The 26,203-nt window shown below is 35.4% G+C and carries 28 protein-coding genes; 5 read left to right on the top strand and 23 right to left on the bottom strand.

What is annotated here, in order from left to right; all coding sequences use genetic code 11:
• Positions 1–114 precede the first annotated feature (114 nt).
• Positions 115–1,026: a FecR family protein gene (locus YQ22_RS11975; protein ID WP_071341379.1), complete on the top strand. Its 912-nt coding sequence runs from the start codon at positions 115–117 to the stop codon at positions 1,024–1,026.
• A complete protein-coding gene (locus tag YQ22_RS11970; RefSeq protein ID WP_071341378.1) occupies positions 1,007–3,526 on the top strand; it encodes a TonB-dependent receptor in 2,520 nt (839 codons plus the stop codon). Before YQ22_RS11975 ends, YQ22_RS11970 begins: the two co-directional genes overlap by 20 nt.
• A gap of 1 nt (position 3,527) precedes the next feature.
• On the opposite strand, the gene argS is transcribed toward YQ22_RS11970, so the two are convergent.
• On the bottom strand, positions 3,528–5,309 hold the full coding sequence (gene argS, locus YQ22_RS11965; RefSeq protein WP_071341377.1) for an arginine--tRNA ligase: 1,782 nt from the start codon (positions 5,307–5,309) through the stop codon (positions 3,528–3,530).
• A 113-nt stretch (positions 5,310–5,422) separates the two neighbouring features.
• Here argS and YQ22_RS11960 point away from each other — a divergent pair, with 113 nt between their 5' ends.
• From YQ22_RS11960 to YQ22_RS11950, 3 genes are all read left to right on the top strand, one after another.
• Positions 5,423–5,848: a hypothetical protein gene (locus tag YQ22_RS11960; protein ID WP_071341376.1), complete on the top strand. Its 426-nt coding sequence runs from the start codon at positions 5,423–5,425 to the stop codon at positions 5,846–5,848.
• Positions 5,845–7,278 (top strand): SDR family oxidoreductase, encoded by a 1,434-nt coding sequence (locus tag YQ22_RS11955; RefSeq protein ID WP_071341375.1) that lies wholly within the window; start codon positions 5,845–5,847, stop codon positions 7,276–7,278. The genes YQ22_RS11960 and YQ22_RS11955 overlap by 4 nt, the downstream gene beginning before the upstream one ends.
• Before the next feature lie 117 nt (positions 7,279–7,395).
• Complete coding sequence (locus YQ22_RS11950; RefSeq protein WP_071341374.1) at positions 7,396–8,262, top strand: lysophospholipid acyltransferase family protein; 867 nt, start codon at positions 7,396–7,398, stop codon at positions 8,260–8,262.
• On the opposite strand, the gene YQ22_RS11945 is transcribed toward YQ22_RS11950, so the two are convergent.
• The 22 genes from YQ22_RS11945 to rplF form a co-directional block, all read right to left on the bottom strand.
• On the bottom strand, positions 8,259–10,439 hold the full coding sequence (locus tag YQ22_RS11945) for a xanthine dehydrogenase family protein molybdopterin-binding subunit (RefSeq protein ID WP_071341373.1): 2,181 nt from the start codon (positions 10,437–10,439) through the stop codon (positions 8,259–8,261). The two genes, YQ22_RS11950 and YQ22_RS11945, sit on opposite strands and share 4 nt — an antisense overlap.
• Positions 10,440–10,934, bottom strand: a complete 495-nt coding sequence (locus YQ22_RS11940) for a (2Fe-2S)-binding protein (RefSeq protein WP_071341372.1) — start codon at positions 10,932–10,934, stop codon at positions 10,440–10,442.
• Between the two features lie 9 nt (positions 10,935–10,943).
• A complete protein-coding gene (locus tag YQ22_RS11935) occupies positions 10,944–11,552 on the bottom strand; it encodes a hypothetical protein (protein WP_071341371.1) in 609 nt (202 codons plus the stop codon).
• Positions 11,553–11,658: 106 nt separating this feature from the next.
• Positions 11,659–12,588: a citrulline utilization hydrolase CtlX gene (gene ctlX / locus YQ22_RS11930; RefSeq protein ID WP_071341370.1), complete on the bottom strand. Its 930-nt coding sequence runs from the start codon at positions 12,586–12,588 to the stop codon at positions 11,659–11,661.
• Between the two features lie 19 nt (positions 12,589–12,607).
• Positions 12,608–13,522 (bottom strand): dimethylarginine dimethylaminohydrolase family protein, encoded by a 915-nt coding sequence (locus YQ22_RS11925; RefSeq protein ID WP_071341369.1) that lies wholly within the window; start codon positions 13,520–13,522, stop codon positions 12,608–12,610.
• Positions 13,523–13,614: 92 nt separating this feature from the next.
• The gene (locus tag YQ22_RS11920) at positions 13,615–14,901 is read right to left on the bottom strand and encodes a citrate synthase (RefSeq protein ID WP_058103808.1); all 1,287 of its coding nucleotides are present in this window, start codon (positions 14,899–14,901) and stop codon (positions 13,615–13,617) included.
• Between the two features lie 115 nt (positions 14,902–15,016).
• Entirely contained in the window at positions 15,017–16,552 is a 1,536-nt protein-coding gene (locus tag YQ22_RS11915; RefSeq protein ID WP_071341368.1) for a glycogen synthase, read from the bottom strand.
• A gap of 119 nt (positions 16,553–16,671) precedes the next feature.
• Positions 16,672–17,964, bottom strand: coding sequence for a phosphopyruvate hydratase (eno, locus tag YQ22_RS11910; RefSeq protein ID WP_071341367.1), 1,293 nt, complete (start codon positions 17,962–17,964; stop codon positions 16,672–16,674).
• 104 nt (positions 17,965–18,068) lie between these two features.
• Positions 18,069–19,196 (bottom strand): glutamine-hydrolyzing carbamoyl-phosphate synthase small subunit, encoded by a 1,128-nt coding sequence (gene carA, locus YQ22_RS11905; RefSeq protein ID WP_071341366.1) that lies wholly within the window; start codon positions 19,194–19,196, stop codon positions 18,069–18,071.
• Between the two features lie 95 nt (positions 19,197–19,291).
• Complete coding sequence (gene rplQ / locus YQ22_RS11900) at positions 19,292–19,846, bottom strand: 50S ribosomal protein L17 (protein WP_071341365.1); 555 nt, start codon at positions 19,844–19,846, stop codon at positions 19,292–19,294.
• A 59-nt stretch (positions 19,847–19,905) separates the two neighbouring features.
• Positions 19,906–20,898 (bottom strand): DNA-directed RNA polymerase subunit alpha, encoded by a 993-nt coding sequence (locus YQ22_RS11895; RefSeq protein ID WP_058103813.1) that lies wholly within the window; start codon positions 20,896–20,898, stop codon positions 19,906–19,908.
• Positions 20,899–20,915: 17 nt separating this feature from the next.
• Complete coding sequence (gene rpsD / locus YQ22_RS11890) at positions 20,916–21,521, bottom strand: 30S ribosomal protein S4 (protein ID WP_058103814.1); 606 nt, start codon at positions 21,519–21,521, stop codon at positions 20,916–20,918.
• Between the two features lie 88 nt (positions 21,522–21,609).
• Positions 21,610–22,002, bottom strand: a complete 393-nt coding sequence (gene rpsK, locus YQ22_RS11885) for a 30S ribosomal protein S11 (RefSeq protein WP_027064807.1) — start codon at positions 22,000–22,002, stop codon at positions 21,610–21,612.
• A 9-nt stretch (positions 22,003–22,011) separates the two neighbouring features.
• Positions 22,012–22,386 (bottom strand): 30S ribosomal protein S13, encoded by a 375-nt coding sequence (gene rpsM / locus YQ22_RS11880; protein ID WP_036152167.1) that lies wholly within the window; start codon positions 22,384–22,386, stop codon positions 22,012–22,014.
• A 2-nt stretch (positions 22,387–22,388) separates the two neighbouring features.
• Positions 22,389–22,505 (bottom strand): type B 50S ribosomal protein L36, encoded by a 117-nt coding sequence (ykgO, locus tag YQ22_RS18965; RefSeq protein ID WP_013305171.1) that lies wholly within the window; start codon positions 22,503–22,505, stop codon positions 22,389–22,391.
• An 8-nt stretch (positions 22,506–22,513) separates the two neighbouring features.
• Entirely contained in the window at positions 22,514–22,729 is a 216-nt protein-coding gene (gene infA / locus YQ22_RS11875) for a translation initiation factor IF-1 (protein ID WP_013305172.1), read from the bottom strand.
• A 3-nt stretch (positions 22,730–22,732) separates the two neighbouring features.
• Entirely contained in the window at positions 22,733–24,076 is a 1,344-nt protein-coding gene (gene secY, locus YQ22_RS11870) for a preprotein translocase subunit SecY (protein WP_071341364.1), read from the bottom strand.
• A 14-nt stretch (positions 24,077–24,090) separates the two neighbouring features.
• Positions 24,091–24,543: a 50S ribosomal protein L15 gene (gene rplO / locus YQ22_RS11865; RefSeq protein ID WP_071341363.1), complete on the bottom strand. Its 453-nt coding sequence runs from the start codon at positions 24,541–24,543 to the stop codon at positions 24,091–24,093.
• Positions 24,544–24,555: 12 nt separating this feature from the next.
• Positions 24,556–24,735, bottom strand: coding sequence for a 50S ribosomal protein L30 (rpmD, locus tag YQ22_RS11860; RefSeq protein WP_027064811.1), 180 nt, complete (start codon positions 24,733–24,735; stop codon positions 24,556–24,558).
• Between the two features lie 10 nt (positions 24,736–24,745).
• A complete protein-coding gene (rpsE, locus tag YQ22_RS11855; RefSeq protein WP_058103817.1) occupies positions 24,746–25,270 on the bottom strand; it encodes a 30S ribosomal protein S5 in 525 nt (174 codons plus the stop codon).
• A 9-nt stretch (positions 25,271–25,279) separates the two neighbouring features.
• Positions 25,280–25,636 (bottom strand): 50S ribosomal protein L18, encoded by a 357-nt coding sequence (gene rplR / locus YQ22_RS11850; protein ID WP_058103818.1) that lies wholly within the window; start codon positions 25,634–25,636, stop codon positions 25,280–25,282.
• 12 nt (positions 25,637–25,648) lie between these two features.
• The gene (gene rplF / locus YQ22_RS11845) at positions 25,649–26,191 is read right to left on the bottom strand and encodes a 50S ribosomal protein L6 (protein ID WP_058103819.1); all 543 of its coding nucleotides are present in this window, start codon (positions 26,189–26,191) and stop codon (positions 25,649–25,651) included.
• Between the last annotated feature and the right edge of the window lie 12 nt (positions 26,192–26,203).

Here is a 26,203-nt window from a genome sequence, read left to right as displayed (position 1 = left end):
TAAAATATTAGATAAAGTACTTCGTACTTATTACTTATTACTTATTACTTGATACGTAACATAAAAGTAGGGTTTTCAAAAACTTAGTTGTTATACTAAAACAAAGCTAAAAATATGCAAGACAATTACTTAGCAAAATGGCTTAATGATGAACTGACCGATGCCGAGTTGGCAGAGTTCAAGAAATCTGAAGCATACGAAACATATAGAAAAATAAAGGAGTCCGCATCAAAATTAGAATCACCTGAATTTGATAAAGAAAATGCATGGAATACTATTGAACAACGTAAAACTACAGAAACACCTAAAGTTTTTGTTTTAACTCCGTTCAAGACATTTCTACGTGTTGCTGCGGTCATTGCGGTATTATTGGCCGGGTCTTTCTTTTACCTTAGTACTTTGAACGAGTCTTTTACGACAACATATGCAGAAAACAAATTAATAACCCTACCAGATAATTCTGAGGTTATTTTGAATGCAGCCTCTGAACTATCTTTTAACGAAAAAAAATGGGACTCTAACAGAAACGTAGACCTTGATGGCGAAGCGTATTTTAAAGTTGCCAAGGGAGAAAAATTTACTGTTCATACCTCCCAAGGTCTGGTTACCGTTTTAGGCACCCAGTTCAATGTAGAAAATAGAAAAGATTATTTTGAAGTAACCTGTTTTGAGGGTTTGGTTAGCGTTACCATTAATGGTAATGAAACAAAATTACCTGCAGGCAATTCAATTTTGACTATTGCCGGCAATAGCAGAAAATCTAAAGCTACCGTAAATGGCGAACCTACATGGTTGTCAAAGGAAAGTTCTTTTCAAAGTATACCGTTACATTATGTTTTAGATGAACTTCAAAGACAATATGATATTGAGATTAGCACAGAACATATTGATACCACTCAACTTTTTACGGGTACTTTTAGCAACAAAAATCTAGAACTTGCCCTTCAAAGTATAAGTGTTCCTTTACAAATTAAGTTTAACTTAGATGGGAACAAAGTGCTGTTCTATGCAGAAGAAGCACCTTAAAACTCTTTCTTATTTATTTTTTGTGCTGATATTCGGCTTAAATAGCTATGCACAGAATTCACCAAAAAAATTGGTGCAATTGCGCAATGTGCTTACTGAACTAGAAAAGACCTATGATGTAAAATTCTCCTTTGCCGACAGTGATGTTGATACCGTACAAATACCGCCACCTGCTTCTCATTCACTTGAAGCCATCATAAAAGAAATTAACAATACAACTGGGATCACCATTAATAAACTTAATGATCGCTATTATACCTTAACCAAAGCCACCACTGTTTCTATATGCGGTTTTGTTTTCGATAATTTCGAAGAGAATACCATACCTGGTGCCACTATTGAAATTTATGGAACAAACTTATCTGGTATCACAAAAGAAAATGGCTCGTTCAGTTTTGACAATGTTCCTATTAATGCAATAATTCAGATCAAACATTTAGGTTACAAACCTACTTTCTTAAAAGCAAAAGAATTCATTAACTCTGCAGAATGTAACATTGTTGCCCTGCCGCTGAGTTACCAAGAGTTAGATGAAGTCATTGTGACACAATTTTTGACTACAGGTTTACAGAAGCTTGACAACTCCAGTATTGAACTTAATCCATCAAAATTTGGCATTCTACCAGGTGTTAGTGAACCAGATATTTTACAAACGGTACAGGCTTTACCAGGTATTAAAAGTGTTGATGAAACTGTTTCAGATATTAATATAAGAGGAGGCACCAATGACCAGAACCTTATTCTGTGGGACGGGATAAAAATGTATCAAACCGGACATTTCTTTGGCTTAATATCTGCATTCAACCCTTATGTTACAGAAAATGTAACGATCATAAAAAATGGAACCTCAGCCATATTTAGTGATGGCGTAAGTGGTACCTTGAGCATGAAATCTATGGGAAAATTACCTTTAAATTTCAATGGCGGAGCTGGTGTAAATTTAATATCGGGTGATGTTTTTGGTAATATTCCAATTAGTAAAAAATCAGCATTACAAGTTTCTGCCCGTAGATCATATACCGATTTCCTTAACACTCCAACCTACACTACCTTCTCAGAAAAAGCCTTTCAAGATTCAGAAGTAAATCAAGAGAGTGAATTTTATTTTTATGATTTCACCACCAAATTCATCTATGAAATAAACCCATACCACAAGGTGAGCACCAGTATGATTACCATGAGTAATAATCTAAACTATTTTGAATCGGTTGAAAACAACACTGCACCAAACCGAAGTAATCTAAATCAAGATAATTTTTCAATTGGTAGTGAATTACAAAGCGAATGGACAGGTAATCTTACATCACAATTAAGTGCCTATTACACTCAATATGATCTGGATGCCCTATCTATATCAAACAATGACACACAACGACTGATCCAAAATAATTTAGTAAAAGAATCTAACATAAAACTTGTAACCAATTACCTTTTAAGACAAAATCTTAAATGGACAAACGGTTATGAATTTACCGAAACAGGAATTAAAAACACTACAAATGTTAATCAGCCTCCATTTGCAAGTAACATAAAAGGGGTTATCCGTAAACATGGTATATTCACTGAAATAAACTATAGTTCAAAAGATGAGAGACTCAACGGATTCATTGGAGGTCGTTTGAACTATATAGAAAACCTAGATACGTTTCAAGAATTCATTTTTGAACCTCGCATCAATATCAGTTATGAGCTACTACCAAATTTTAAAACGGAGGTATTAGGAGAATACAAAAGTCAGGTTACCAATCAGATCATAGATTTAGAACAAAACTTTTTAGGTATTGAAAAAAGAAGGTGGATACTATCTGATGGCGATGCTCTGCCCATTACAAGAAGTAAACAGGGCTCTATTGGTTTCAATTATGATATCAATAAATTATATGTGGGCATAGATGCTTTTTACAAGGAAGTAAATGGTATCAACGTATACACCCAAGGTTTTCAAAATCAGAATCAGTTTAATGGTGAAATTGGATCTTATACAGTTAAAGGAGCTGAATTTCTGATCAACACCAAGAATAACGATTATAGTGCTTGGCTTAGTTACACCTTCAACAAAAACGACTACACGTTCAATGTTTTGGATCCTGCAACATTTCCGAACAATTTAGATGTAAGACACGCAATTACACTTGCAGGAAACTACACCGTTGGTAATTTAAAAATAGGAATGGGCATTAATTACAAATCAGGAAAACCTTTTACCCGACCAGACGAAAACGACCCAATAGATCAAACTGTTTTCCCTACTGAAATAAATTACGAAGAACCAAATAGCAGTAGGCTATCAGAATACTTTAGGACAGATGCATCAGCAAATTACACCCTAAAACTTGATGATAAAATGAATATAGTCTTTGGAGTATCCGTATTAAATTTCACCAATAGACGCAATACATTAAACACCTATTACAGACTACAAGACGATAAAACCATTGAAACTATTGAGCGTATCTCATTAGGTATAACCCCCAATGCCAGCGTACGAATCAATTTTTAAATTACATACGCTCAGGAACCTCTACGCCTAATAATTTGAATGCATCTTGTATAACCTGGGCAACCTTTTTAGATAATTGAACTCGTAATACTTTCTTAGCTTCATCTACCTCTCCCAATATGGAAACCTGTTGATAGAAAGAATTAAATTCCTTTACCAGATCATAGGTGAAATTAGCAATCAATGCCGGACTAAAATTATCTGCAGCCAATTGAATGGTCTCTGGAAATAATTGAAGCTGTTTGATCAATTCCTTTTCTTTTGAATGTAACTCAGAAACTTTGGCATCTTTAGAAATATTGATTCCCATACTTTCTGCCTTTCTCAAAATAGATTGAATACGAGCATAGGTATACTGAATAAAAGGTCCTGTATTACCTTGAAAATCTACCGACTCTTCTGGGTCGAACAAGATTCTCTTTTTAGGATCTACTTTAAGAATATAGTACTTTAAAGCGCCCAAACCTATCATTTGGTAAAGCGTCTGCTTTTCTACTTCGTTATAGTCCTCAAGCTTACCAAGTTCCTCAGAAATATTAGCAGCGGTCTGGGTCATATCTGCCATAAGATCATCGGCATCTACAACGGTGCCTTCCCTACTCTTCATTTTCCCACTAGGCAAATCTACCATACCATAACTTAGGTGGTGCAGTTTTTTTGACCAAGAAAAACCAAGTTTTTGCAGAATTAAAAACAAAACCTTAAAGTGATAATCTTGCTCATTACCAACAGTGTAAACCATACCATTAACATCTGGATGATCTTTAACACGTTGTATGGCGGTACCAATATCCTGGGTCATATAGACCGCAGTGCCATCTGAACGAAGAACAATTTTCTCATCCAATCCATCTTCGGTCAAATCGATCCAAACACTACCATCATCTTTCTTAAAGAATATTCCCTTCTTTAATCCTTCCGCAACAACATCCTTACCTAAAAGGTAGGTATCACTTTCATAATATAGCGTATCAAAATCTACTCCTAAATTCTTATAGGTAACTTCAAAACCTTTATATACCCAACCGTTCATGGTTTTCCATAAGGTTACGATTTCAGGATCACCAGCTTCCCATTTTAAAAGCATTTCTTGAGCTTCTAACAAAATAGGAGCTTCTTTTTCAGCAACCTTTTTATCAATTCCCTTAGCAACTAAATCCGCTATTTGTTCTTTATAAGCTTTATCAAAAGCCACATAGTAATTACCAACCAGCTTATCGCCTTTTAGTCCGGTTGATACGGGTGTCTCCCCATTTCCGAACTTTTGCCAAGCCACCATACTTTTACAGATATGAATACCACGGTCATTGATAATTTGAGTTTTATATACTTTTTTACCCGATGCCTTTAATATTTCCGCAACGGAATATCCTAATAAGTTATTTCTAATATGACCCAGGTGTAATGGCTTATTAGTGTTTGGCGAAGAGTACTCTACCATAACGGCATCATCCGACTCTTGCACATAACCATAATTGGGTATGGTTGAGATCGAGTTGAAAAAATTCAAGTAGAAAGAATCGTTTATAACAATATTCAAGAATCCTTTAATCACATTAAAGCCGGCAACCTCATCTATGTGTTTTTCTAAATATGCACCAATTTGCTCCCCAATTTGTACTGGGTTTCCTTTCACTACACGTAACATTGGAAAAACCACAATAGTAATATCTCCCTCAAAATCCTTACGGGTAGGTTGAAATTCCACATTTGGCAAATCCTTATCAAAAATAGATTTTACCGCTTCTTTTACTTTAACTGATAGTACCTCTTGAATATTCATCAAAACGTTTAATTAAGCCTGCAAAATTAATGATTTTTTATGCTTTAAGGGTAAACAGATGTGGCATTCATGCGGTATTTCGTTAACTTTAGTAAAACTGTACAAAAAATTGCATGCTGTTAAACGTATCCTACAATAATAAAGCCGTCACTAAAAAAATTGAGGAAGAAGTAGGCAAACCTTTTACCTTAAAACAAAGATGGGCCATGAACGGCATTGGGTCACCAAAACTGATCATTACGGAGACAAGCATTGAAATTAGAAATCTTCTCATATTAGACAGCAATAGGGATGTTTGTAATATAGAGATGAGGCCAAATGGAATTATTATTGGGTTTAGATCACTTTTAGAAACATATGCATTGATCATACCCTACTATAAACTATCTATATACAAAGGTCAAGCTTCGGTTTACTCCATTTACCGCGATCAATATTTTATAAAAGTGGAGTCTGATACCAAGGCGGTACAGAAATTCTTTAAAAAAATCATGGACTACAAAGCGAATAACGCGCCTACATCAATTGAAGATTTATGAAAATACTGCTCACAGGTGCCAATGGTTATATAGGCATGCGCTTACTACCGCAGCTCTTAGAAATGGGACATGAAATTGTTTGTGCGGTTCGTGATGAAAGCAGACTATCCGTAGACAAAGAAATTAGAAGTAATATTCAAATCATAGAGATTGATTTTTTAGAAGAACCTAAAGAAAATATTGTACCCAAGGATATAGACGCCGCGTACTTCCTTATACACTCCATGAGCTCATCTACCCAAGATTTTGATGACATGGAAGCAAAAACGGCTGTCAACTTCAACAAATATGTGAACAACACAAATATTAAGCAAGTTATTTATTTAAGCGGTATTGTCAATGATGAAAAACTCTCAAAACATTTACAATCACGTAAAAATGTGGAGGACATTCTGTATCAAGGAAAATATAATTTAACGGTTTTAAGGGCAGGTATCATTGTAGGATCAGGAAGTTCTTCTTTCGAAATTATACGTGACCTATGTGAAAAACTGCCCGTTATGATAACGCCAAAATGGGTGTTGACAAAAACGCAACCCATTGCCATAAGAGATGTTATAGCCTTTTTAACCGGCGTACTAGGACACGAAAAAACCTATAACGACTCATTTGATATAGCGGGTCCAAATGTACTTACCTATAAAGATATGTTGCATAAATATGCCGAAGTACGAGGATTCAAAAACTGGATTTGGACGGTACCTGTGATGACTCCAAAATTGTCATCCTATTGGCTCTATTTTGTAACCTCAACTTCATATAAATTAGCGTTGAACCTAGTGGACAGTATGAAAATTGAAGTCATAGCAAAAGACACTAGATTGCAAGAAATACTTGGTATTGAACCACATACCTACAAAGAGGCCATTAACCTTGCCTTTAAAAAGATAGAACAAAATTTAGTGATCAGCAGTTGGAAAGACAGTATGATCAGTGGTCGTTTTTTAGAAAACCTTGAAAAACATATTCAAGTCCCAAAATATGGCGTACTCAAAGATTACAAACAGATTACGGTAAAAAATCCAGAAGAAGTCTTGGAACGTATTTGGAGAATTGGTGGCGAAACCGGTTGGTATTACGGAAATTGGTTATGGAAAATCAGGGGTTTTTTAGATAAACTTTGGGGCGGCGTAGGATTACGAAGAGGAAGAACACACCCAGACAAAATATTCGCTGGAGACGCATTGGATTTCTGGAGAGTTCTATTGGCCGATAAAAACGCAAAAAGACTTCTATTGTTTGCAGAAATGAAGCTGCCCGGAGAGGCTTGGCTAGAGTTTAAGATTGACGAGAACAACATATTGCACCAAACCGCAACCTTTAGACCTAGAGGATTACGAGGCAGGTTATACTGGTACAGCATTGTGCCCTTTCATTATTTTATTTTTGGCGGCATGATCAGTAATATTGCCAAAACGGGCCACAACTAAATTCCACATGCTAAAGCGTTATTTTTTTATTTTTTAAGGTAATATTCATTTCAATTTTACGACTAGTATTGTACACCTATTTAAGCTGTATTGATCAATGCTTTTAATATTTTGAAGATGAAATATTTACGTTTTTTCCCTTTTTATGTATTGTCCATTCTACCTTTTTGGATGTTATATATGATATCTGACATTACTTACTTTTTAACGTATTATATACTTGGCTACAGAAAAAAAGTAGTGTGTAAAAACTTGCATCTTGCTTTTCCCCACAAATCAGAGAAAGAAATAAACAGCATTGCAAAAAAATTCTACCAGCATTTTTGTGATATGTTCTTTGAGTCAATAAAATTATTAACGATAAAACCAAGTGAGATTGAAAACAGATTTAAGATCAATAACTTATCCCAATTGACCGATCATCTTAAAAATAATGAAAATATAATGCTGTACACTGCACACCAAGGCAATTGGGAATGGCTTACTACGGTTCCATTATTTCTAGAAGTAAACTGCAATACTTTATACAAACCCTTATCAAACACATATTTCAACGACTTATTCATTTTAATGCGAGAACGATTTAATGTGCATTGTATTCCAAGCGATAAAGGGTACCGACACTTATTACACTTAAAAAACAATAACGTAGTCTCTATGAATTGTGTAATTGGCGATCAAAGTCCTTTAGGAAAATCCGGTAAATCCCAAACCCAATTTTTTAATCAGCAAACTTCTTTTTTTACTGGAGCCGCAAAAATTGCCAAAAAGACAGATTCCATAATATTCCTCCCTTATTTGAAGAAAATAAAGCGTGGCACTTATGAATTATTCTTTGAAACAATCGTTAATTCCGCATCTAACTTAGACGAACAAAATATTATAGAAACCTATGCCCATAAATTAGAAGAGGTCATACAAAAGTATCCAGAACTATATTTGTGGACCCACAAAAGGTGGAAAAGAGATGGTATTACCTATTAGCTCAGGTTATTTTTAGAAATTTTTAGGGGCAATTCGGTCAGCCTTTCTCCGGTCAATCTTCTAACCGCATTTGCTATAGCTGCACCAATTGGTCCTAATGGAGGTTCGCCCACTGCCCCCGGTGTATCTTTTCCTTGCAACAAAACTACATCTATTTCTTTTGGAGCATTTTTCATTAAAGCCATTTGATAAGGACCATAGATCGTAGGTGTTAATTCGCCATTTTCCACTTCCATTTTCTCGTACAAAACAGCACTCATACCCATAATTACAGAACCTTCACACTGAGCACGAATCTGATCAGGATTAACCGCTAACCCAGGATCCATGGCCACAGTGACTTTATGCACAATTATTTCATTGCCTACCACTGAAACCTCAGCAACCTGTGCACAAGGCGTATTGGCATCAATAGAAGCTGCAAAACCCATAGCCTTACCATCAATAATATCTTCTGTATAATTCGCTTTTTCAGCTGCCGCCCGAATAACGTTTTTTAAACGAACATCAATGGTATCATCCCCAATTTGTGCCAATCTAAAATCTACTGCATTTTTCTTTGCCTTAATAGCCATTTTATCCATAAAACTCTCCATGGCAAAGGTATTCGCCAACAACCCAAGACTGCGCCACCAACTGGTCGCAAATGGTAAGGTAACATGCCAATGAACCGCCTTAAAATTTGGAACAGCCGTATATTGTATAAAACCACCACGTATAGCACCTACATCGGCACCTAAAAAATTAGTTAGTGCATTAGGAATTAAAGCAGAATCAGTTGCAACATCACCACTTACGAAATCATGTTCAAGAGCTTCTAAAAACCCTTCCGCATTCAGCTTACCCTTAATCACATGGTGCGTGGGAGGGCGAAACATATCATGCTGAAACTCTTCTTTTCTACTAAAAAAATATTTTACAGGATTACCTACAGCTTTTGACATTAAAGCAGCTTGCACCGCATGTGGAGTATGTAATCTTCTACCAAAACCACCTCCTAAATAAGTAGGTATGATATTGACGTTTTCAACATCTATATCTAAACGTTTGGCAACCTCTTTTCTGGTAATACTTACCACTTGGGTTGAAATTTTAACGGTAGCCTTATCTCCTTCTACATAGGCAACAACTCCGTTTGGTTCAATTTGTGCGTGAGCACCGATCGGACTTCTAAACTCCAAAGTTTCAAAATCATCATCTTCGACCAGTGATTGACCGTTCTTTTGTATGACCATGGAATTACCATTACCAACGGTCATCATTCCTATAATATCTGCCGTGCTTAAATCCTCATAACTTTCCCAAACAACCTTAATAGCCTCTTTCGCATGTTCAGCTTCAATGATAGAATTTGCAATTACACCTACAAAATCATTTTCAATAATAATCTTAACGACACCGGGCATACCCTCTGCCTCTTTAATGTCCGCACTTACAAATGTTGCCCCTATTTTAGTAGGTCTTACCACCGCTCCATAGAGCATTCCCTGCATTTCTGCATCCATTCCAAAAATAGGATCTCCGTATACTTTAGCATCTAAATCCACTCTAGAAATAGGCTTACCAATATACTTGTAATCCTTAGCATCCTTTAAAACGGGAACATCTGGAATCTCCCAATCTACAACCCCCTCCGCAACTTGGGCGTAGGTCATTTTATCACCTGCACCAGAAATGATTCCTTTATCTATGGTAAGTTCTTCTACATTTATATTCATTTTGCGAGCAGCTTCATTTAAAAGCATTACCCGCAACATTGCAGCCAACTCTCTAAGCGGTTGCCACAATCCAGATATGGATGTACTTCCGCCAGTAGCAAAGCTATCTACATTACCTGTCGCCGAAGCAGCGTGAACCACATGTATTTGCTCAATACCAACCATAAGTTCTTCCGCTGCCATTTGAGCAATACCCGTAAAAGTTCCTTGGCCCATTTCCATTTTAGGAGAGTGTAATACTATTGTATTATCTGAATTTACCTCAAACCAAACCATAGGTTGGTCGGTATTGTCGGTATAAGGTGCTTCCAATGAATTTACCACCCCTAAAATTTGTCGCCTTATCGGGTTTCTAAAGATATAGGTACCAATGGCAACCACACCAATAGCACCTAGACCGCCCTTGATTAAAAATTTACGTCTAGATACTTTTTTTGAACCATTTTTTTTATCAGCCATTTACTTCCCCTCTTTAACTGATTCAATATCCATGTTTGCTTGCAACTTAGCTGCCTTATGTATTGCTTTTCGCATTCTATAATACGTACCGCAACGGCATACGTTAATAATATTATTATCGATATCTTCATCTGACGGATTGGGAACCTTATTTAAAAGTGCCGCCGTTGCCATCATAAAACCGGGTTGACAATAGCCACATTGAGGAACAATTTCTTCAATCCAAGCTTGCTGTACGGGGTGTGGACGATCTCTATTTCCTAAACCCTCTATGGTAGTTACCTTTTTACCATTTGCAAATTTCACCGGATACGAACAAGAACGCACTGCCTCTCCATCTACATGTAATGTACATGCGCCGCAAGCCGCTTTTCCACAGCCAAATTTTGTTCCTTTCAAATTTAACGTATCTCTTATGACCCAAAGCAATGGCGTATTATCATCTGCAATATCAATTGATTTTACAGCTCCGTTAACCGTTAAGGAAATTTTCATATAGATATATTATTTTACAGGAATAACCGCCCCATTAGCAAACCAATTTTCTACCGCTTTTTTAAAATCTTCTTTTGAAACTGGTGGTAAAGTACGTGGATCACCATCCGCATCTACCCCGGGTTCCCAAGCCCAAAGTACCAACTCATCTTCTGTCATATGCTTTACAAGCGCTGCGTGACTTCTATTGCCATTGGTGGTTTTATCTAACAAACGCTCAGCTAGTTCAGTTCTAGTGAGTCCTTCCCAAGCCATTGATGCCGGAGCCAACGCCCAATGTGGTGCACCTGGCACACCTGAATTCATATTATTTTCTGACTGATGACAAGTATTGCAATTGGTAGCCTCAAAACCATGATCGTTTTCACCTCTTGCCATATCAAAATAATGTGGATGACTATCGTCTCCTTGTTTGGGAATATGATCATTTGGGTGACAGTTTACACAACGTTGATGGGTAAGTACATCCATCATTGTATTGAAGTCATCATCATTTTGATTAGAAAGAGCCTTTTCTTCTATAATTTCATAATCAGTAATTATAGGTGAGCTTGCCCATACAAGAATAAATCCTGCAAAAGAGAATGCCAATAAAATATAAATTGCTTTTAACCTCATAAAGACTTTGAATTCTAAATAGCTTCAATCTCTATGAAGATAGCGAATACAGTTTTAAAATGTTACCCCATTAAGTTTAATTATTTTAATAGGGTAACAAGTATCATTATTCTTTTGGAAGAAAAACTTCAGCCATCATGCAACGGGCACTACCACCACCACAGGTTTCAATAGTATGTAAAGAACTATGTAAAATTGAACAATGGTTTTCTATTTTAGTAATCTGCTCGTTGGTCAAACTATGAAATGCAGCTGAGCTCATCACCATATATCTTTTATCTTCGCTACCCAAAACCTGCAACATATTACCGGCAAAATGATGCATTTGCTGCTCGGTAATCGTAATAATCTCTTTACCATCTTTTTTTAGATGATCTAATACGTTCTTTTTTTCCTTCTTATCATCAATAGAATCTGCACAGATTATTACAAAATTTTCTGCCAATGCCATCATTACGTTAGTATGGTAAATTGGTAATCTTTTACCGTCTACAGACTGGTTTGCGGTAAATATTACCGGAAAAAAATCGAAATCTTCACAGAACTCAATAAACAATTCTTCATCTGCACGTTCAGACAATGCGCAATAAGCTTTTTTGTTTACACGATCTATAAGAATGCTACCTGTGCCTTCAAGAAACAACTCTTCCTCTTCAGCAGAAGTATAATCAACAACATCATTGATCTTAAAACCGTTAGATTCCAAAATATCAAAAATATCATCGCGCCTTTCACTTCTTCTGTTCTCTGCGAACATTGGGTAGACACCAACGGTACCATTTGCGTGAAATGATATCCAATTATTTGGAAAAATACTGTCTGGAGTATCAGGCTCTTTAGTATCTTGAACAACTAATACGTTTACTCCTTTATTTCTTAATTCTACCACAAAAGCATCAAACTCCTCTTGGGCCTTCTTGTTAATTTCTTGATTCTTCAAGTCAATATCCTCCATAAAGTAGTTATTGACAGCCGTTTGCTCATTCATTCTAAATGACACAGGGCGAATCATTAGTATTGTGTTAGTAATTTGCATAGGGGTACATTTATTTAAATTATACTCTAATTAAGGGTAAAGTACTACAGCGCAATAAACCCTCTTGTTTTGATATTTCGCCATACGGAATCTCCTCTACCGTAAAGCCTTGTTCTCTTAACCAATTATTCAAACGGGTGAAATTGCGTTCAGATACTACAACATCTGGTGAAATAGAAAATACATTGCTATACATATGGTACATTTCTAAGGCATCTATTTCAAAAACATTTTCTTTTCCAAAAAAATCAACCAACCATTGGTATTCTTCCTCAACCAAAAATCCGTTTTTATGAATAATAGCTTTCCCTTTACCCAAAGGCTGAAAACAACAATCTAAATGCAAAGCGTTGTCTTTAGCTACTGTATTGGACTTGCGAAGCTCAAACGACTTTATAGTTTTATGCGGAAACTGTTTAGCTAAATATTCTACCGCGGCCTTATTTGTTCTTGCAGTAATATATGATGGATAATCATCCGCTGTATAGGTACCAACAAAAATATAATCGTTCCATGGCATTACGTCACCACCTTCAACATGCACGTCCTCAGGCGGTGTAAGAATGTTGTCATCCTCTATTTTATCAAGTACATGTAAAATAGCCTCAACCTCTTGTTCACGATCAGGTAAGATGTTGGCTTTTATCAACTTATTTTCTATTACAAAAGCGATATCTCTTGTAAAAATCTGATTACAATCTTCTAGAACCTCAGGTCTAAAAACCTTTACACCATATTTTTCAAAGACTTCTCTAAAAGCTTCCATTTCTTTTATCATGTCAGCTTCTAACGGATAAGTCCCTGCCTTTATATGTTCCTTGGATTTTGGATCATATGCTTCCTCTAAAGTGGGTGTAGGTCCTGAGCTTTTAGCAATACCTAATACCACTGCCTTTAAAAGTGAAATCTCATCATTGATATTTAATTGTAACATATGTGTTTATTTAAATAAAAATTAAAATTTGGCACAAAAAAAAGCTCCTTTAAAATTAAAAGAGCTTTTGTTTTTTTATTAACGGTAGCAATCTACCTTTTGTCAAGTTCGACAAAAGATCTTAAATTTTCACCAGTATATACTTGTCTTGGTCTACCAATTGGCTCACCATTTAATCTCATTTCTCTCCATTGTGCAATCCACCCTGGCAATCTACCTAATGCGAACATTACTGTAAACATTTCTGTTGGTATACCCAAAGCTCTATAAATAATACCTGAGTAGAAATCTACATTAGGGTATAATTTTCTATCCACAAAGTACTGATCTTCCAAAGCCTCTTTTTCCAAGCCTTTGGCTATATCAAGAATAGGGTCATTAATACCTAAATCTGCCAATACCTCGTCAGCTGCAACTTTAATGATTTTGGCACGAGGGTCAAAGTTCTTATATACTCTATGTCCAAAGCCCATTAATCTAAAAGGATCAGATTTATCTTTAGCCTTGGCCATATATTTTTTGGTGTCACCACCATCCGCTTCAATTGCTTCAAGCATTTCTAAAACAGCTTGGTTTGCACCACCGTGTAGTGGTCCCCAGAGAGCTGAAATACCAGCAGATAACGATGCAAATAATCCAGCATGTGAAGAACCTACAATACGAACAGTACTTGTAGAACAGTTTTGTTCATGGTCTGCATGTAATATCAACAACTTATCTAAGGCTTCAATGACAACTTTATTCTTTTTATAATCTTGGTTAGGACGCTTGAACATCATTTTATGAATGTTCTCAACATACCCTAAACTATCATCTCCATAATCTAATGGAAGACCTTTCTTTTTACGTAAAGTCCAAGCTACAAGAACTGGGAATTTTGCAAGTATACGTACAATTGCGTGGTACATATCCTCATCTGAACTTACATCAACAGTAGAAGGATTAAATGCAATTAGTGCACTTGTTAAAGATGATAGAACACCCATTGGATGTGCGGACTTTGGAAAACCATCCAATATCTTCTTCATCTCTTCATCTACGTGAGATTCATCTTTAATATCCTTGTGAAACTTTGCCAGTTCCTCCTTATTAGGTAGGTCTCCAAATATTAAAGCATAGGCAACTTCTAAGAAATCAGCTTTCTCGGCTAATTCTTCAATTGAATACCCTCTATAACGTAAAATACCTTTTTCGCCATCTAAAAAAGTAATAGCACTTTCACATGATCCTGTATTTTTAAAACCCGGATCAATGGTTATCATTCCTTTGGTTGCTGAACGCAATGATTTGATATCTATTGCAAGTTCATCTTCGGTTCCCTTAATTACCGGAAACTCATATTTTTCACCATTATATTCTAAAATAGCTTTGTCTGACATTTTTAATTTTTACGTTTTAAATACTCCTCGTAAAGTTAACAAAACAGGATTGGTCTACCAATTTCATAAATCTGTTTTGGGTAAAATTAACAATAAGTACTATGAATAGCTTTCATTACAACAGATATAGTTTATCATAATACTCATTTAAGGATTTCTCCCAAGTAAATCTCACTTTTTTCGCATTGGATTTAATTTTTTTCCAAGTGTCTTTATCATGCTCCCAAATAGTCAATGCTTCATCAAAGCTCTTCACCATATTACTAATCTGTTCATCATAGGTATTTCCACTAAAAGCAAAACCAGTTTTTAAATGTTCTACCGTATCTTTTAGACCGCCTGTATGATGAACTAGGCAAGGATTTCCATTTCTCATTGCTAACATTTGACTTATACCACAAGGCTCAAACAAACTTGGCATAAAATAAAGATCGGTTTCCAAGTACATAGAATCTATTAAATCTTCTGATTGACCGTTCGTAAAAACAAAATTCTTATGATGATAACTCATATGACGAAAGAATTCCTCATAATCAGGATCACCAGTCCCCAAAAGCATAAAAATACCATCCACTTCACTTAACCTAACCAACATCTTTTCAAAGGCCTCTGGTGAGCGTTTTAAAAAATAAAATTTCTGCTCTGTAAGCCTTGCTACACTAGACACAATAAATTTAGGTCTATTCCCTACATACTGCATTATTTTTTCACCAGTATGGGCTAAAAAATCAGCTTTGTATTTCTTGGAGTTTTCTTGCAACCATCTAAAAAGTGCTTTTACCGTATTCCTATACAAAAGACCTTTTTCCGCAACTCTAATATTACCGTAATTACTTGCGTTCAAAATTCCAAATAAACGACCTTCATTATCTGCCTTCAACAAATCATTTTCCAAACTTTCACCGCCAATAAACTCTGGTCTTCTACTAGGCAGTAGAACATCTTCTTTATAAGAAGGCGATACCGTATGAACGGCATCTGCCAAGCGTATGCCCACAGCCATTAAATTTATACAGTCTTGATATCTTAAATCCTTTAAAGCATTATGATCCAATTGTATTTCTGGAAACCAATTGTTAACCGAAGCATAATTATTATAAAAGGGACGAATACCTTGTATAGCCAAATTATGAATAGTGTAGACGTATCTCATCTTTTTTAGATCATTATAACTTGGATGATAGGTCTTTATAAATAAAAGTGCCGCTGAATGCCAATCATGCATATGCACAATATCCAGATTACCAAAAGCTCCAATTTTAATAGCCTCTGCTGTAGCAGTGCAAAAAATAATAAATTTTACAAAATCATTAAAAAATGGCTCGGTAGGATCATCATGATAAATATGAGCAATTCCACCTTCTAAGATTTCTGGATGATGAATTACATAATGTGTAATATTTTTATCTACCCTTTTTGGAATTACCTCATATAATTCTGCCGTATACGGAACACCACGTAAGCTAAATTCTAGTTTGGTCTTAAAAATTCCGTTTTTATGTAATCTAGAATAAGCTGGTACGACAACGTGAACTTTATCTTCTCGTTTCGAAATTTCCCTAGGCACATCTCTAACAACATCACCCATTCCACCAGCTTTACAATCTGGAATAGCATCGTTTTCTGCTGAAACAAAAAGAAAATTATTCATACGCCAATAAAATGGTATTAAATGTGGTTTATTCTCAAAAGGTAGTTAAAGTTTTGAAGTACGCCAAAAAAAAAAGCCTTTCTAATAAGAAAGGCTTAATTATAATTTTAGCACAGAAATTAACCTAATTTAAAGGCTTTTTCTTGAGGGTAGTAAGCCGTACTCCCCAATTCTTCTTCTATTCTAAGTAGTTGGTTATATTTAGCCATACGATCAGACCTTGATGCTGATCCTGTTTTAATTTGACCTGTATTCAATGCAACCGCTAAATCAGCGATAGTATTATCTTCAGTCTCTCCAGAACGGTGAGACATTACTGAAGTATAACCTGCATTTTTAGCCATATTAACCGCCGCTATAGTTTCTGTCAATGTACCAATCTGGTTTACTTTGATCAAGATGGAATTTGCGATTCCTTTTTCAATACCTGTAGACAAACGCTCAACATTGGTTACAAATAAATCATCACCAACTAATTGAACTTTATCTCCAATTTTGTCAGTTAAAGATTTCCAACCATCCCAATCGTTTTCATCCATACCGTCTTCAATAGAGATAATAGGATACTTTGCACTTAGATCAGCTAAATACTGAGCCTGTTCTTCTGAAGTTCTAATAACACCAGATTCTCCTTCAAATTTAGTGTAATCATATTTTCCATCCACAAAGAATTCCGCTGCAGCACAATCCAATGCGATCATTACATCATCTCCTAAGGTATAACCTGCGTTTTTAACCGCTTTTGCAATAGTATCCAAAGCATCTTCAGTACCACCTGCTAGGTTTGGCGCAAAACCACCTTCATCACCTACTGCAGTACTAAGTCCACGGTCATGTAACACCTTTTTAAGATTATGGAATATCTCCGTACCCATCTGCATAGCGTGTGAAAAGCTTTTTGCTTTAACAGGCATTACCATAAATTCCTGAAATGCGATTGGTGCATCTGAGTGAGACCCACCATTAATAATATTCATCATTGGAACCGGTAATGTATTAGCGCTAACACCACCAATATACCTAAAGAGTGAAAGACCTAATTCATTGGCAGCAGCTTTAGCAGCAGCAAGAGAAACACCCAAAATAGCATTAGCTCCTAATTTAGATTTATTTGGAGTACCATCTAAATCTATCATTGTTTGATCTAATAAATTTTGATCAAACACGTTCATACCTAAAATTTCTTCAGCAATAACACTATTTACGTTATCAACAGCTTTCATTACACCTTTACCCATGAAAGTTTCACCTCCATCACGCAACTCAACAGCTTCATGCTCACCTGTAGAAGCACCAGAAGGAACCGCTGCTCTACCCATTACACCATTTTCTGTAACTACATCAACTTCAACAGTTGGATTTCCTCTAGAATCTAATATCTGCCTTGCGTGAACATTTAATATAATACTCATTTTTAATCTTTTTATTTGTTGTTTGTATTAAAAAGTAAAGATACGAAACAGGGAAATCAATGAGTTTGTTTGCACCCCTGATTTCCCAATAATTTAATGTTTATTTAAACTATTTCGTTATGTTTTAAACTTTTCTCAATTAATTTGAAAAAATCATCAAAAAGGTAATCTGCATCATGTGGTCCTGGACTTGCTTCTGGATGATATTGTACAGAAAATACATCCTTATCCTTCATTTTTATACCAGCTACTGTTTTATCATTTAGATGCGTATGGGTGATTTCCAAATTAGAATTTGCTTCAGTCTCTTCCCTATTAATTGCAAAACCATGGTTTTGAGAGGTTATTTCACCTTTACCTGTAACCAAGTTCAATATTGGATGATTAATTCCTCTATGACCATTGTGCATTTTGTATGTAGAAACACCGTTTGCCAATGCCAAAACTTGATGACCCAAACAAATCCCAAAAAGAGGCTTGTCCGTTTCAATCATCTTTTTTACAGCTGCTATAGCATCTACTAATGGTTCTGGATCTCCAGGTCCATTAGATATAAAGAAAGCATCAGGATTCCACGAAGACATTTCCTCAAAACTACTGTTGTATGGAAATACTTTTATATATGCCCCTCTTTTAACCAGATTTCTTAAAATATTCTTCTTTATACCAATATCTAAAGCTGCAATTTTAAAAGTTGCATTTTCATCACCAACAAAATATGCTTCTTTTGTAGATACTTTTGATGCAAGTTCAAGACCCTCCATACTTGGGACCTCACTTAAACGTTTCTTAAGATCTTCAATATTATCAACATCTGTAGATATAACCGCATTCATAGCTCCGTTATCACGTATATAACTAACCAATGCACGAGTATCGACATCTGAAATTGCAAAAAGATCATTCTGTTCTAGAAATCCCTGAAGGCTATCATCTGCTAAAGGTCTAGAATATTCATAACTGAAATTTCTACAAACTAATCCAGAGATTTTTATTGATTCAGATTCTATTTCGTCTTTATTAACACCATAGTTACCAATATGAGCATTAGTAGTTACCATTATTTGCCCAAAATATGAAGGATCTGTGAAAATTTCTTGATATCCGGTCATGCCCGTATTAAAACATACCTCACCAAAAGCAGTACCCTCTTTATCACCAACAGATTTACCGTAAAAAATAGTTCCGTCTGCAAGTAGTATTAATGCTTTTCTTTTTGCTTGATATTTCATCTTGTACTTATAATTTATTCGTTAACAAAAAAACATAAAAAAAAGGATAAGCTAGATAGCTTATCCTTTTTCATTATTAATATTTATTGACAATGTTATTCCTTTGAATCATCTGTCTTAGCTTCTGTATCGGTTTGTGCTTCAGCTTCAGGCTTAGTCTCTTCAACTACCTTAACTTCCTTTTCAGCTGCAGGAGCTTCAGTAGCAGCAGAGCCAGATCTTCTACTTCTTCTAGTAGATTTTTTCTTAGGCTTACCAGCATTGTATAATTCGTTGAAATCAACCAATTCTATCATTGCCATATCAGCATTATCACCTAAACGATTACCAAGTTTAATGATTCTTGTATAACCACCTGGTCTATCGGCTACCTTCTCAGAAACCACACTGAATAATTCAGTTACAGCATTCTTATCACGTAAGTTTTTGAAAACTATACGTCTATTATGGGTACCCTTTTCAGCACTTACATTGTTCTCAGCTTTTGATTTAGTAATCAAAGGCTCAACAAACTGTTTTAAAGCTTTCGCTTTCGCTACAGTAGTATTGATTCTTTTGTGTTCAATTAATGAACAAGCCATGTTTGCCAACATAGCTTTTCTATGCGCTGTTTTTCTACCTAAGTGATTAACTTTTTTACCGTGTCTCATGTTTTTGTTTTATCATCTTGCTACCAAACTCGATAGAACGAGGAGCAAAATATGATTATTTAATCTTTGTCTAATTTATATTTTGATAAATCCATACCAAAACTTAATCCCTTGTTGATCACAAGTTCTTCAAGTTCTGTTAAAGATTTTTTACCGAAGTTTCTGAACTTCATTAAATCGTTCTTATTGAAAGAAACTAAATCTCCTAAAGTATCAACTTCAGCTGCTTTTAAACAGTTTAGAGCACGAACAGAAAGATCCATGTCTACTAATTTAGTTTTCAACAATTGTCTCATGTGTAAAGACTCTTCATCATAAGTCTCCGTTTGAGCAATTTCATCCGCTTCTAAAGTGATACGCTCATCAGAGAATAACATGAAGTGATGAATAAGAACTTTTGCGGCTTCTGTTAAAGCATCCTTAGGATGAATAGAACCATCCGAAGAAATTTCAAAAACTAATTTTTCGTAATCGGTTTTTTGCTCTACACGAAAGTTTTCAATACTATATTTTACATTTTTAATAGGTGTAAAAATAGAATCAACAGCAATAGTACCTAATGGAGCACCAGACTTTCTATTTTCTTCCGCAGGAACATATCCTCTACCCTTTTCAATAGTAATCTCCATATTGATGCTAACTTTTGCATCCATATTACAGATAACCAAATCTGGATTTAATACTTGATAGCCAGAAATAAATTTTTGAAAATCACCGGCAGTCAATTGATTCTTTCCACTTACAGAAATTGAAACAACTTCAGCTTCAGAATCTTCTATTTGCTTCTTGAAACGAACTTGTTTCAAGTTTAATATAATCTCTGTTACATCTTCAACAACGCCAGGAATCATAGAGAACTCATGCTCTACTTTATCTATCCTAACCGAAGTAATTGCATGACCTTCTAACGAAGACAGCAATACTCGTCTTAATGCATTCCCAACAGTTAATCCATAACCAGGTTCCAAAGGGCGAAATTCAAACTTCCCTTCGAAATCAGAGGAATCGATCATTATTACTTTATCGGGTTTCTGAAAATTAAATAATGCCATAATTGGATCGTTGTTGTTTATTTAGAGTATAACTCCACGATTAATTGTTCTTTGATATTTTCTGGAATTTGCATTCTTTCAGGAATAGAAACGTAAGTCCCTTCCTTCTTTTCGCTATTCCAAGAAATCCACTCATATACTGCACTACTGGCAGCTAATGAATCTTGAATACTTTGTAATGATTTAGATTTCTCTCTAACACCAACAACATCTCCCGCTTTTAATGAATAAGAAGGTATGTTTACCAACTCACCATTAACCGTAATGTGTCTATGAGATACTAATTGTCTTGCACCGCTTCTAGTTGGAGATATACCCATTCTATAAACTACGTTATCTAAACGTGACTCACATAATTGAAGTAAAATCTCACCAGCAACACCTTCTTTTCTCTTAGCAGTCTGGAATAAGTTTCTAAATTGTTTTTCTAAAATACCGTAAGTATATTTGGCTTTTTGTTTCTCCATCAATTGAACAGAGTACTCAGATTTTTTACCTCTTCTTCTGTTATTACCGTGTTGTCCTGGAGGGTAATTTTTCTTTTCGAAAGATTTGTCGTCTCCGAAAATTGCTTCGCCGAATTTACGAGCGATCTTTGATTTTGGTCCTGTATATCTTGCCATTTTCTAAAAATTTGAAAGTGAGATTATGAATTAAGGCTTATCCTTCGATAATCGTAATTACACTTTCGGTGAAATTATTTGTAATTAATTAAACTCTTCTTCTTTTTGGAGGTCTACATCCGTTGTGAGGCATTGGAGTAACATCAATGATTTCAGTTACTTCGATACCTGCATTATGCAAAGATCTAATAGCAGATTCTCTACCATTACCTGGACCTTTTACATAAACCTTAACTTTTCTCAAACCTGCTTCATGAGCAACTTTTGAACAATCCTCAGCAGCTACTTGAGCAGCATAAGGAGTATTTTTCTTAGACCCTCTAAAACCTAACTTACCAGCAGATGACCAAGAAATAACATCTCCTTTTTTATTTGTCAAAGAGATAATGATATTATTGAAAGAAGCGCTAATGTGTGCTTCACCAACAGAATCAACTATAACTTTACGCTTCTTGGTAACTTTAGTACTTGCCTTTGCCATACCTAATTATTATTTAGTTGCTTTCTTCTTGTTAGCAACTGTTTTACGCTTTCCTTTTCTAGTTCTAGAGTTGTTCTTAGTTCGCTGACCTCTTAAAGGTAAACCTGATCTATGACGAATTCCTCTATAACACCCAATATCCATTAAACGCTTAATGTTCAATTGAGTTTCAGAACGTAATTCACCTTCAATTGTAAATTCAGAAACAGCTTCCCTGATACGTCCTATTTCATCATCATTCCAATCAGAAACCTTAGTATCTTCGCTAACTTGGGCTTTACTCAATATTTCTTGTGACCTACTTCTTCCAATTCCAAAAATGTAGGTTAAGGCGATAACACCTCTCTTTTGTTTTGGTATATCTATACCTGCGATTCTTGCCATAATTACCCTTGTCTTTGTTTAAATCTAGGATTCTTTTTGTTGATTACGTACAACCTGCCTTTTCTGCGAACAATCTTGCAGTCGGCACTTCTCTTTTTAACTGATGCTCTTACTTTCATCTTGTATCTTAGTATCTATATGTAATTCTTGCTTTTGTAAGGTCATACGGACTCATCTCCAATTTAACCTTATCCCCAGGTAATAGTTTAATATAGTGCATACGCATCTTACCTGATATATGCGCTGTTACCACATGTCCGTTCTCCAATTCTACACGAAACATTGCATTTGACAATGCTTCAATGATAGATCCATCTTGTTCTATTGCTGCCTGTTTAGCCATAAATTATGCTACTTTTCTATTTTTACCGGTTTTCATTAAACCATCATAATGTCTGTTCAACAAATATGAATTTACCTGTTGTACCGTATCGATAGCAACACCAACCATAATTAACAGGGAGGTACCACCATAAAATAACGCCCATCCAGCTTGAACATCCATCAACTTTACCACAACCGCTGGTAAAATAGCCAGCAAAGCTAAGAAAATAGATCCAGGTAACGTTATTAAAGACATAATCTTATCTAAATAATCTCCAGTTTCTTTCCCAGGACGAATTCCAGGTATAAAACCACCACTTCTTTTTAAGTCATCTGCCATCTTATTGGTAGGAACCGTAATAGCAGTATAAAAATATGTGAAGATTATAATCAATATTGCAAAAAGTAAATTATAAGCCCAACCGAATACATCACTGAACTGAACTTGCATCCACTGTCCAAAAGATGTATCATCAAAAGCACCACCTATCATACCAGGTACGAACATGATTGCCTGAGCAAATATTATAGGCATTACACCAGAAGCATTTAACTTCAATGGTATATATTGTCTAGATCCAATGATGTTCTTCTCATAACCACCAGAAGCAGTTCGTCTTGCATATTGTACAGGAATCTGTCTTGTAGCCATTACTAAAAGAATACAAGCCAAAATAACCAAGAACCAAATAATAACCTCAATTAAAATGAACATTAGTCCACCATTATTATTTGTTGTTCTTGAAATAAATTCTTGAACAAAAGACTGTGGCATAGTAGCTATAATACCAATCATTATCAATAACGAAATACCGTTACCAATACCTTTATCAGTAATTTTCTCACCTAACCACATTGCAAAAACCGTACCTGTTACCAATATAATAACAGCTGGCACCATAAAATCAAGTCCCTTTCCTAATAAGAAAGCACTATCCCTAACACCAAAGGCTTCTAAACCATACAAATAAGCAGGAGCTTGAACAATACAAATACCGATAGTCAACCATCTAGTGATTTGATTGATGGTCTTACGACCACTTTCTCCTTCTTTTTGCAATTTTTGAAGATAAGGAATTGCAATACCCATTAACTGAACTACAATAGAAGCAGAGATATATGGCATAATACCTAATGCAAAAACAGAAGCATTAGCAAACGCCCCTCCTGTAAATGCATTTAAAAGACCAAAAATTCCTTGGTCAGTACCATCTGTTAACCCACCTAATTGTGTTGAATCTATACCTGGAAGTACGATTTGACAACCAAAACGATAAACCAACAAAAGACCTAGTGTAATAAGAATTCTATTTCTTAGTTCTTCTATTTTCCAAATATTGGATATTGTATCAATAAAATTCTTCATGCTCTCGTCTATGCTTACAAACTTATTGCTTCACCACCTGCTGCTTCAATTGCTGCTTTGGCAGATGCTGTAAATTTATGTACTGAAACTTTAAGAGAAGCTTTTAACTCGCCATTTCCTAAAATTTTCACTAAATCATTTTTACCAACTAAACCATTCTCAATTAAAATGTCTAAAGACACCTCATTGGTAATAACTTTATTATCTACAAGTTCTTGTAACTTTTCTAAGTTGATACCTTGGTAATTCTTACGGTTAATATTCGTAAAACCAAATTTAGGTACACGACGTTGCAAAGGCATTTGACCACCTTCAAAACCGATTTTCTTAGAATAACCAGATCTTGATTTCGCTCCTTTATGCCCTCTAGCAGCAGTTCCTCCCTTACCAGAACCCTGACCTCTACCAAGGCGTTTTCCGTCTCTATTTACTGAACCTTCTGCAGGCTGTAGACTATGTAAACCCATTTTATTCTAAATTTAAGCTTCCTCAGTGGAAACTAAATGTTTAACTTTATTTATCATTCCAAGAATGTTAGGAGTATCATCATGCTCAACTACCTGACCAATTCTCTTTAAACCAAGAGCCTCTAAAGTTCTTTTTTGATTTTGAGGTTTCTTAATTCCACTTTTTACCTGTGTAACTTTAATCTTTGCCATAATTTTCCTCTTAGCCTTTAAATACTTTTTCTAAAGAAACACCTCTCTGTGTTGCAATGGTTTTTGCATCTCTAAGTTGCAATAAAGCATCAAAAGTAGCTTTTACAACATTATGTGGGTTTGAAGAACCTTGAGACTTAGACAATACATCATGCACACCAACTGATTCAAGTACTGATCTTACAGCACCACCAGCAATAACACCGGTACCATGAGATGCAGGCTGAATATATACTCTAGCCCCACCGAATTTACCTTTTTGCTCATGTGGTAAAGTACCTTTGTTCAAAGGTATACGCACTAAATTCTTTTTACCATCTTCAATTGCTTTGGCAATTGCAGTAGCAACTTCTTTAGATTTACCTAAACCGTGACCTACGACACCATTTTCATCACCTACAACAACAATTGCAGAAAAACCGAATGCTCTACCACCTTTTGTTACCTTAGTTACACGCTGAATACCAACTAATTTATCTTTTAAATCTAAACCACCTGGCTTAACAGTTTCTACGTTTTTATATTTTTGGAACATACTAGTATATTAGAATTTTAGACCTGCTTCTCTTGCACCTTCAGCTAGAGACTTAACTCTACCATGATACAAATTACCCCCTCTATCAAAAGCTACTTTATCCAAACCAGCTTTTACAGATTTCTCAGCGATTGTTTTACCAACCAAAGCAGCAATCTCGGTTTTATTTCCTTTTACTTTTGCAATATCCTTATCTCTTGAAGAAGCAGATACTAAAGTGACTCCTTTAACGTCGTCTATAACTTGAGCGTAAATTTCGCTATTACTTCTAAATACAGATAACCTTGGTCTAGCTGCAGTCCCAGAAGAAACCTTACGAATTCTACGACGGATTCTTAATTTTCTTTGTGTTTTTGATAATCCCATAATATCCTATTATTAAGCTGACTTACCAGCTTTTCTTCTTAATATTTCACCTACAAACTTGATACCTTTCCCTTTGTATGGCTCTGGCTTACGGAAAGATCTGATTTTCGCTGCTATATGACCAACTAGTTGTTTGTCATGTGAAGTCAGCTTTACGATAGGATTCTTACCCTTTTCTGATATAGTTTCAACTTTTACCTCTGGGGCCAAGTCAAAAACAATGTTGTGTGAAAAACCTAAAGCCAAATCAAGTTTTTGCCCTTGATTACTTGCTCTATATCCTACACCAACTAATTCCAATTCTTTAGTCCAACCTTTAGAAACACCTTCAACCATATTAGTGATAAGTGATCTATACAAACCGTGCTTAGCTTTATGCTCTTTAGAATCTGAAGGTCTTGTTACCCAAGCCTGACCATCTTCTACTTTAATCGCTACACCAGAGAATTCTTGAGTCAATTCACCTAATTTTCCTTTTACAGAAATTATATTGTCATTGATTTCAATTGTAACTCCTTCTGGAATTGCGACTGGATTATTACCTATTCTAGACATTTTCTAAATCTT

Origin of the sequence: Maribacter sp. 1_2014MBL_MicDiv (assembly GCF_001865655.1) — a bacterium.
GTDB lineage: Bacteria > Bacteroidota > Bacteroidia > Flavobacteriales > Flavobacteriaceae > Maribacter > Maribacter dokdonensis.
The sequence above is the reverse complement of the archived record's forward strand: the minus strand, read 5'-3'. Positions and strand labels throughout refer to the sequence as shown.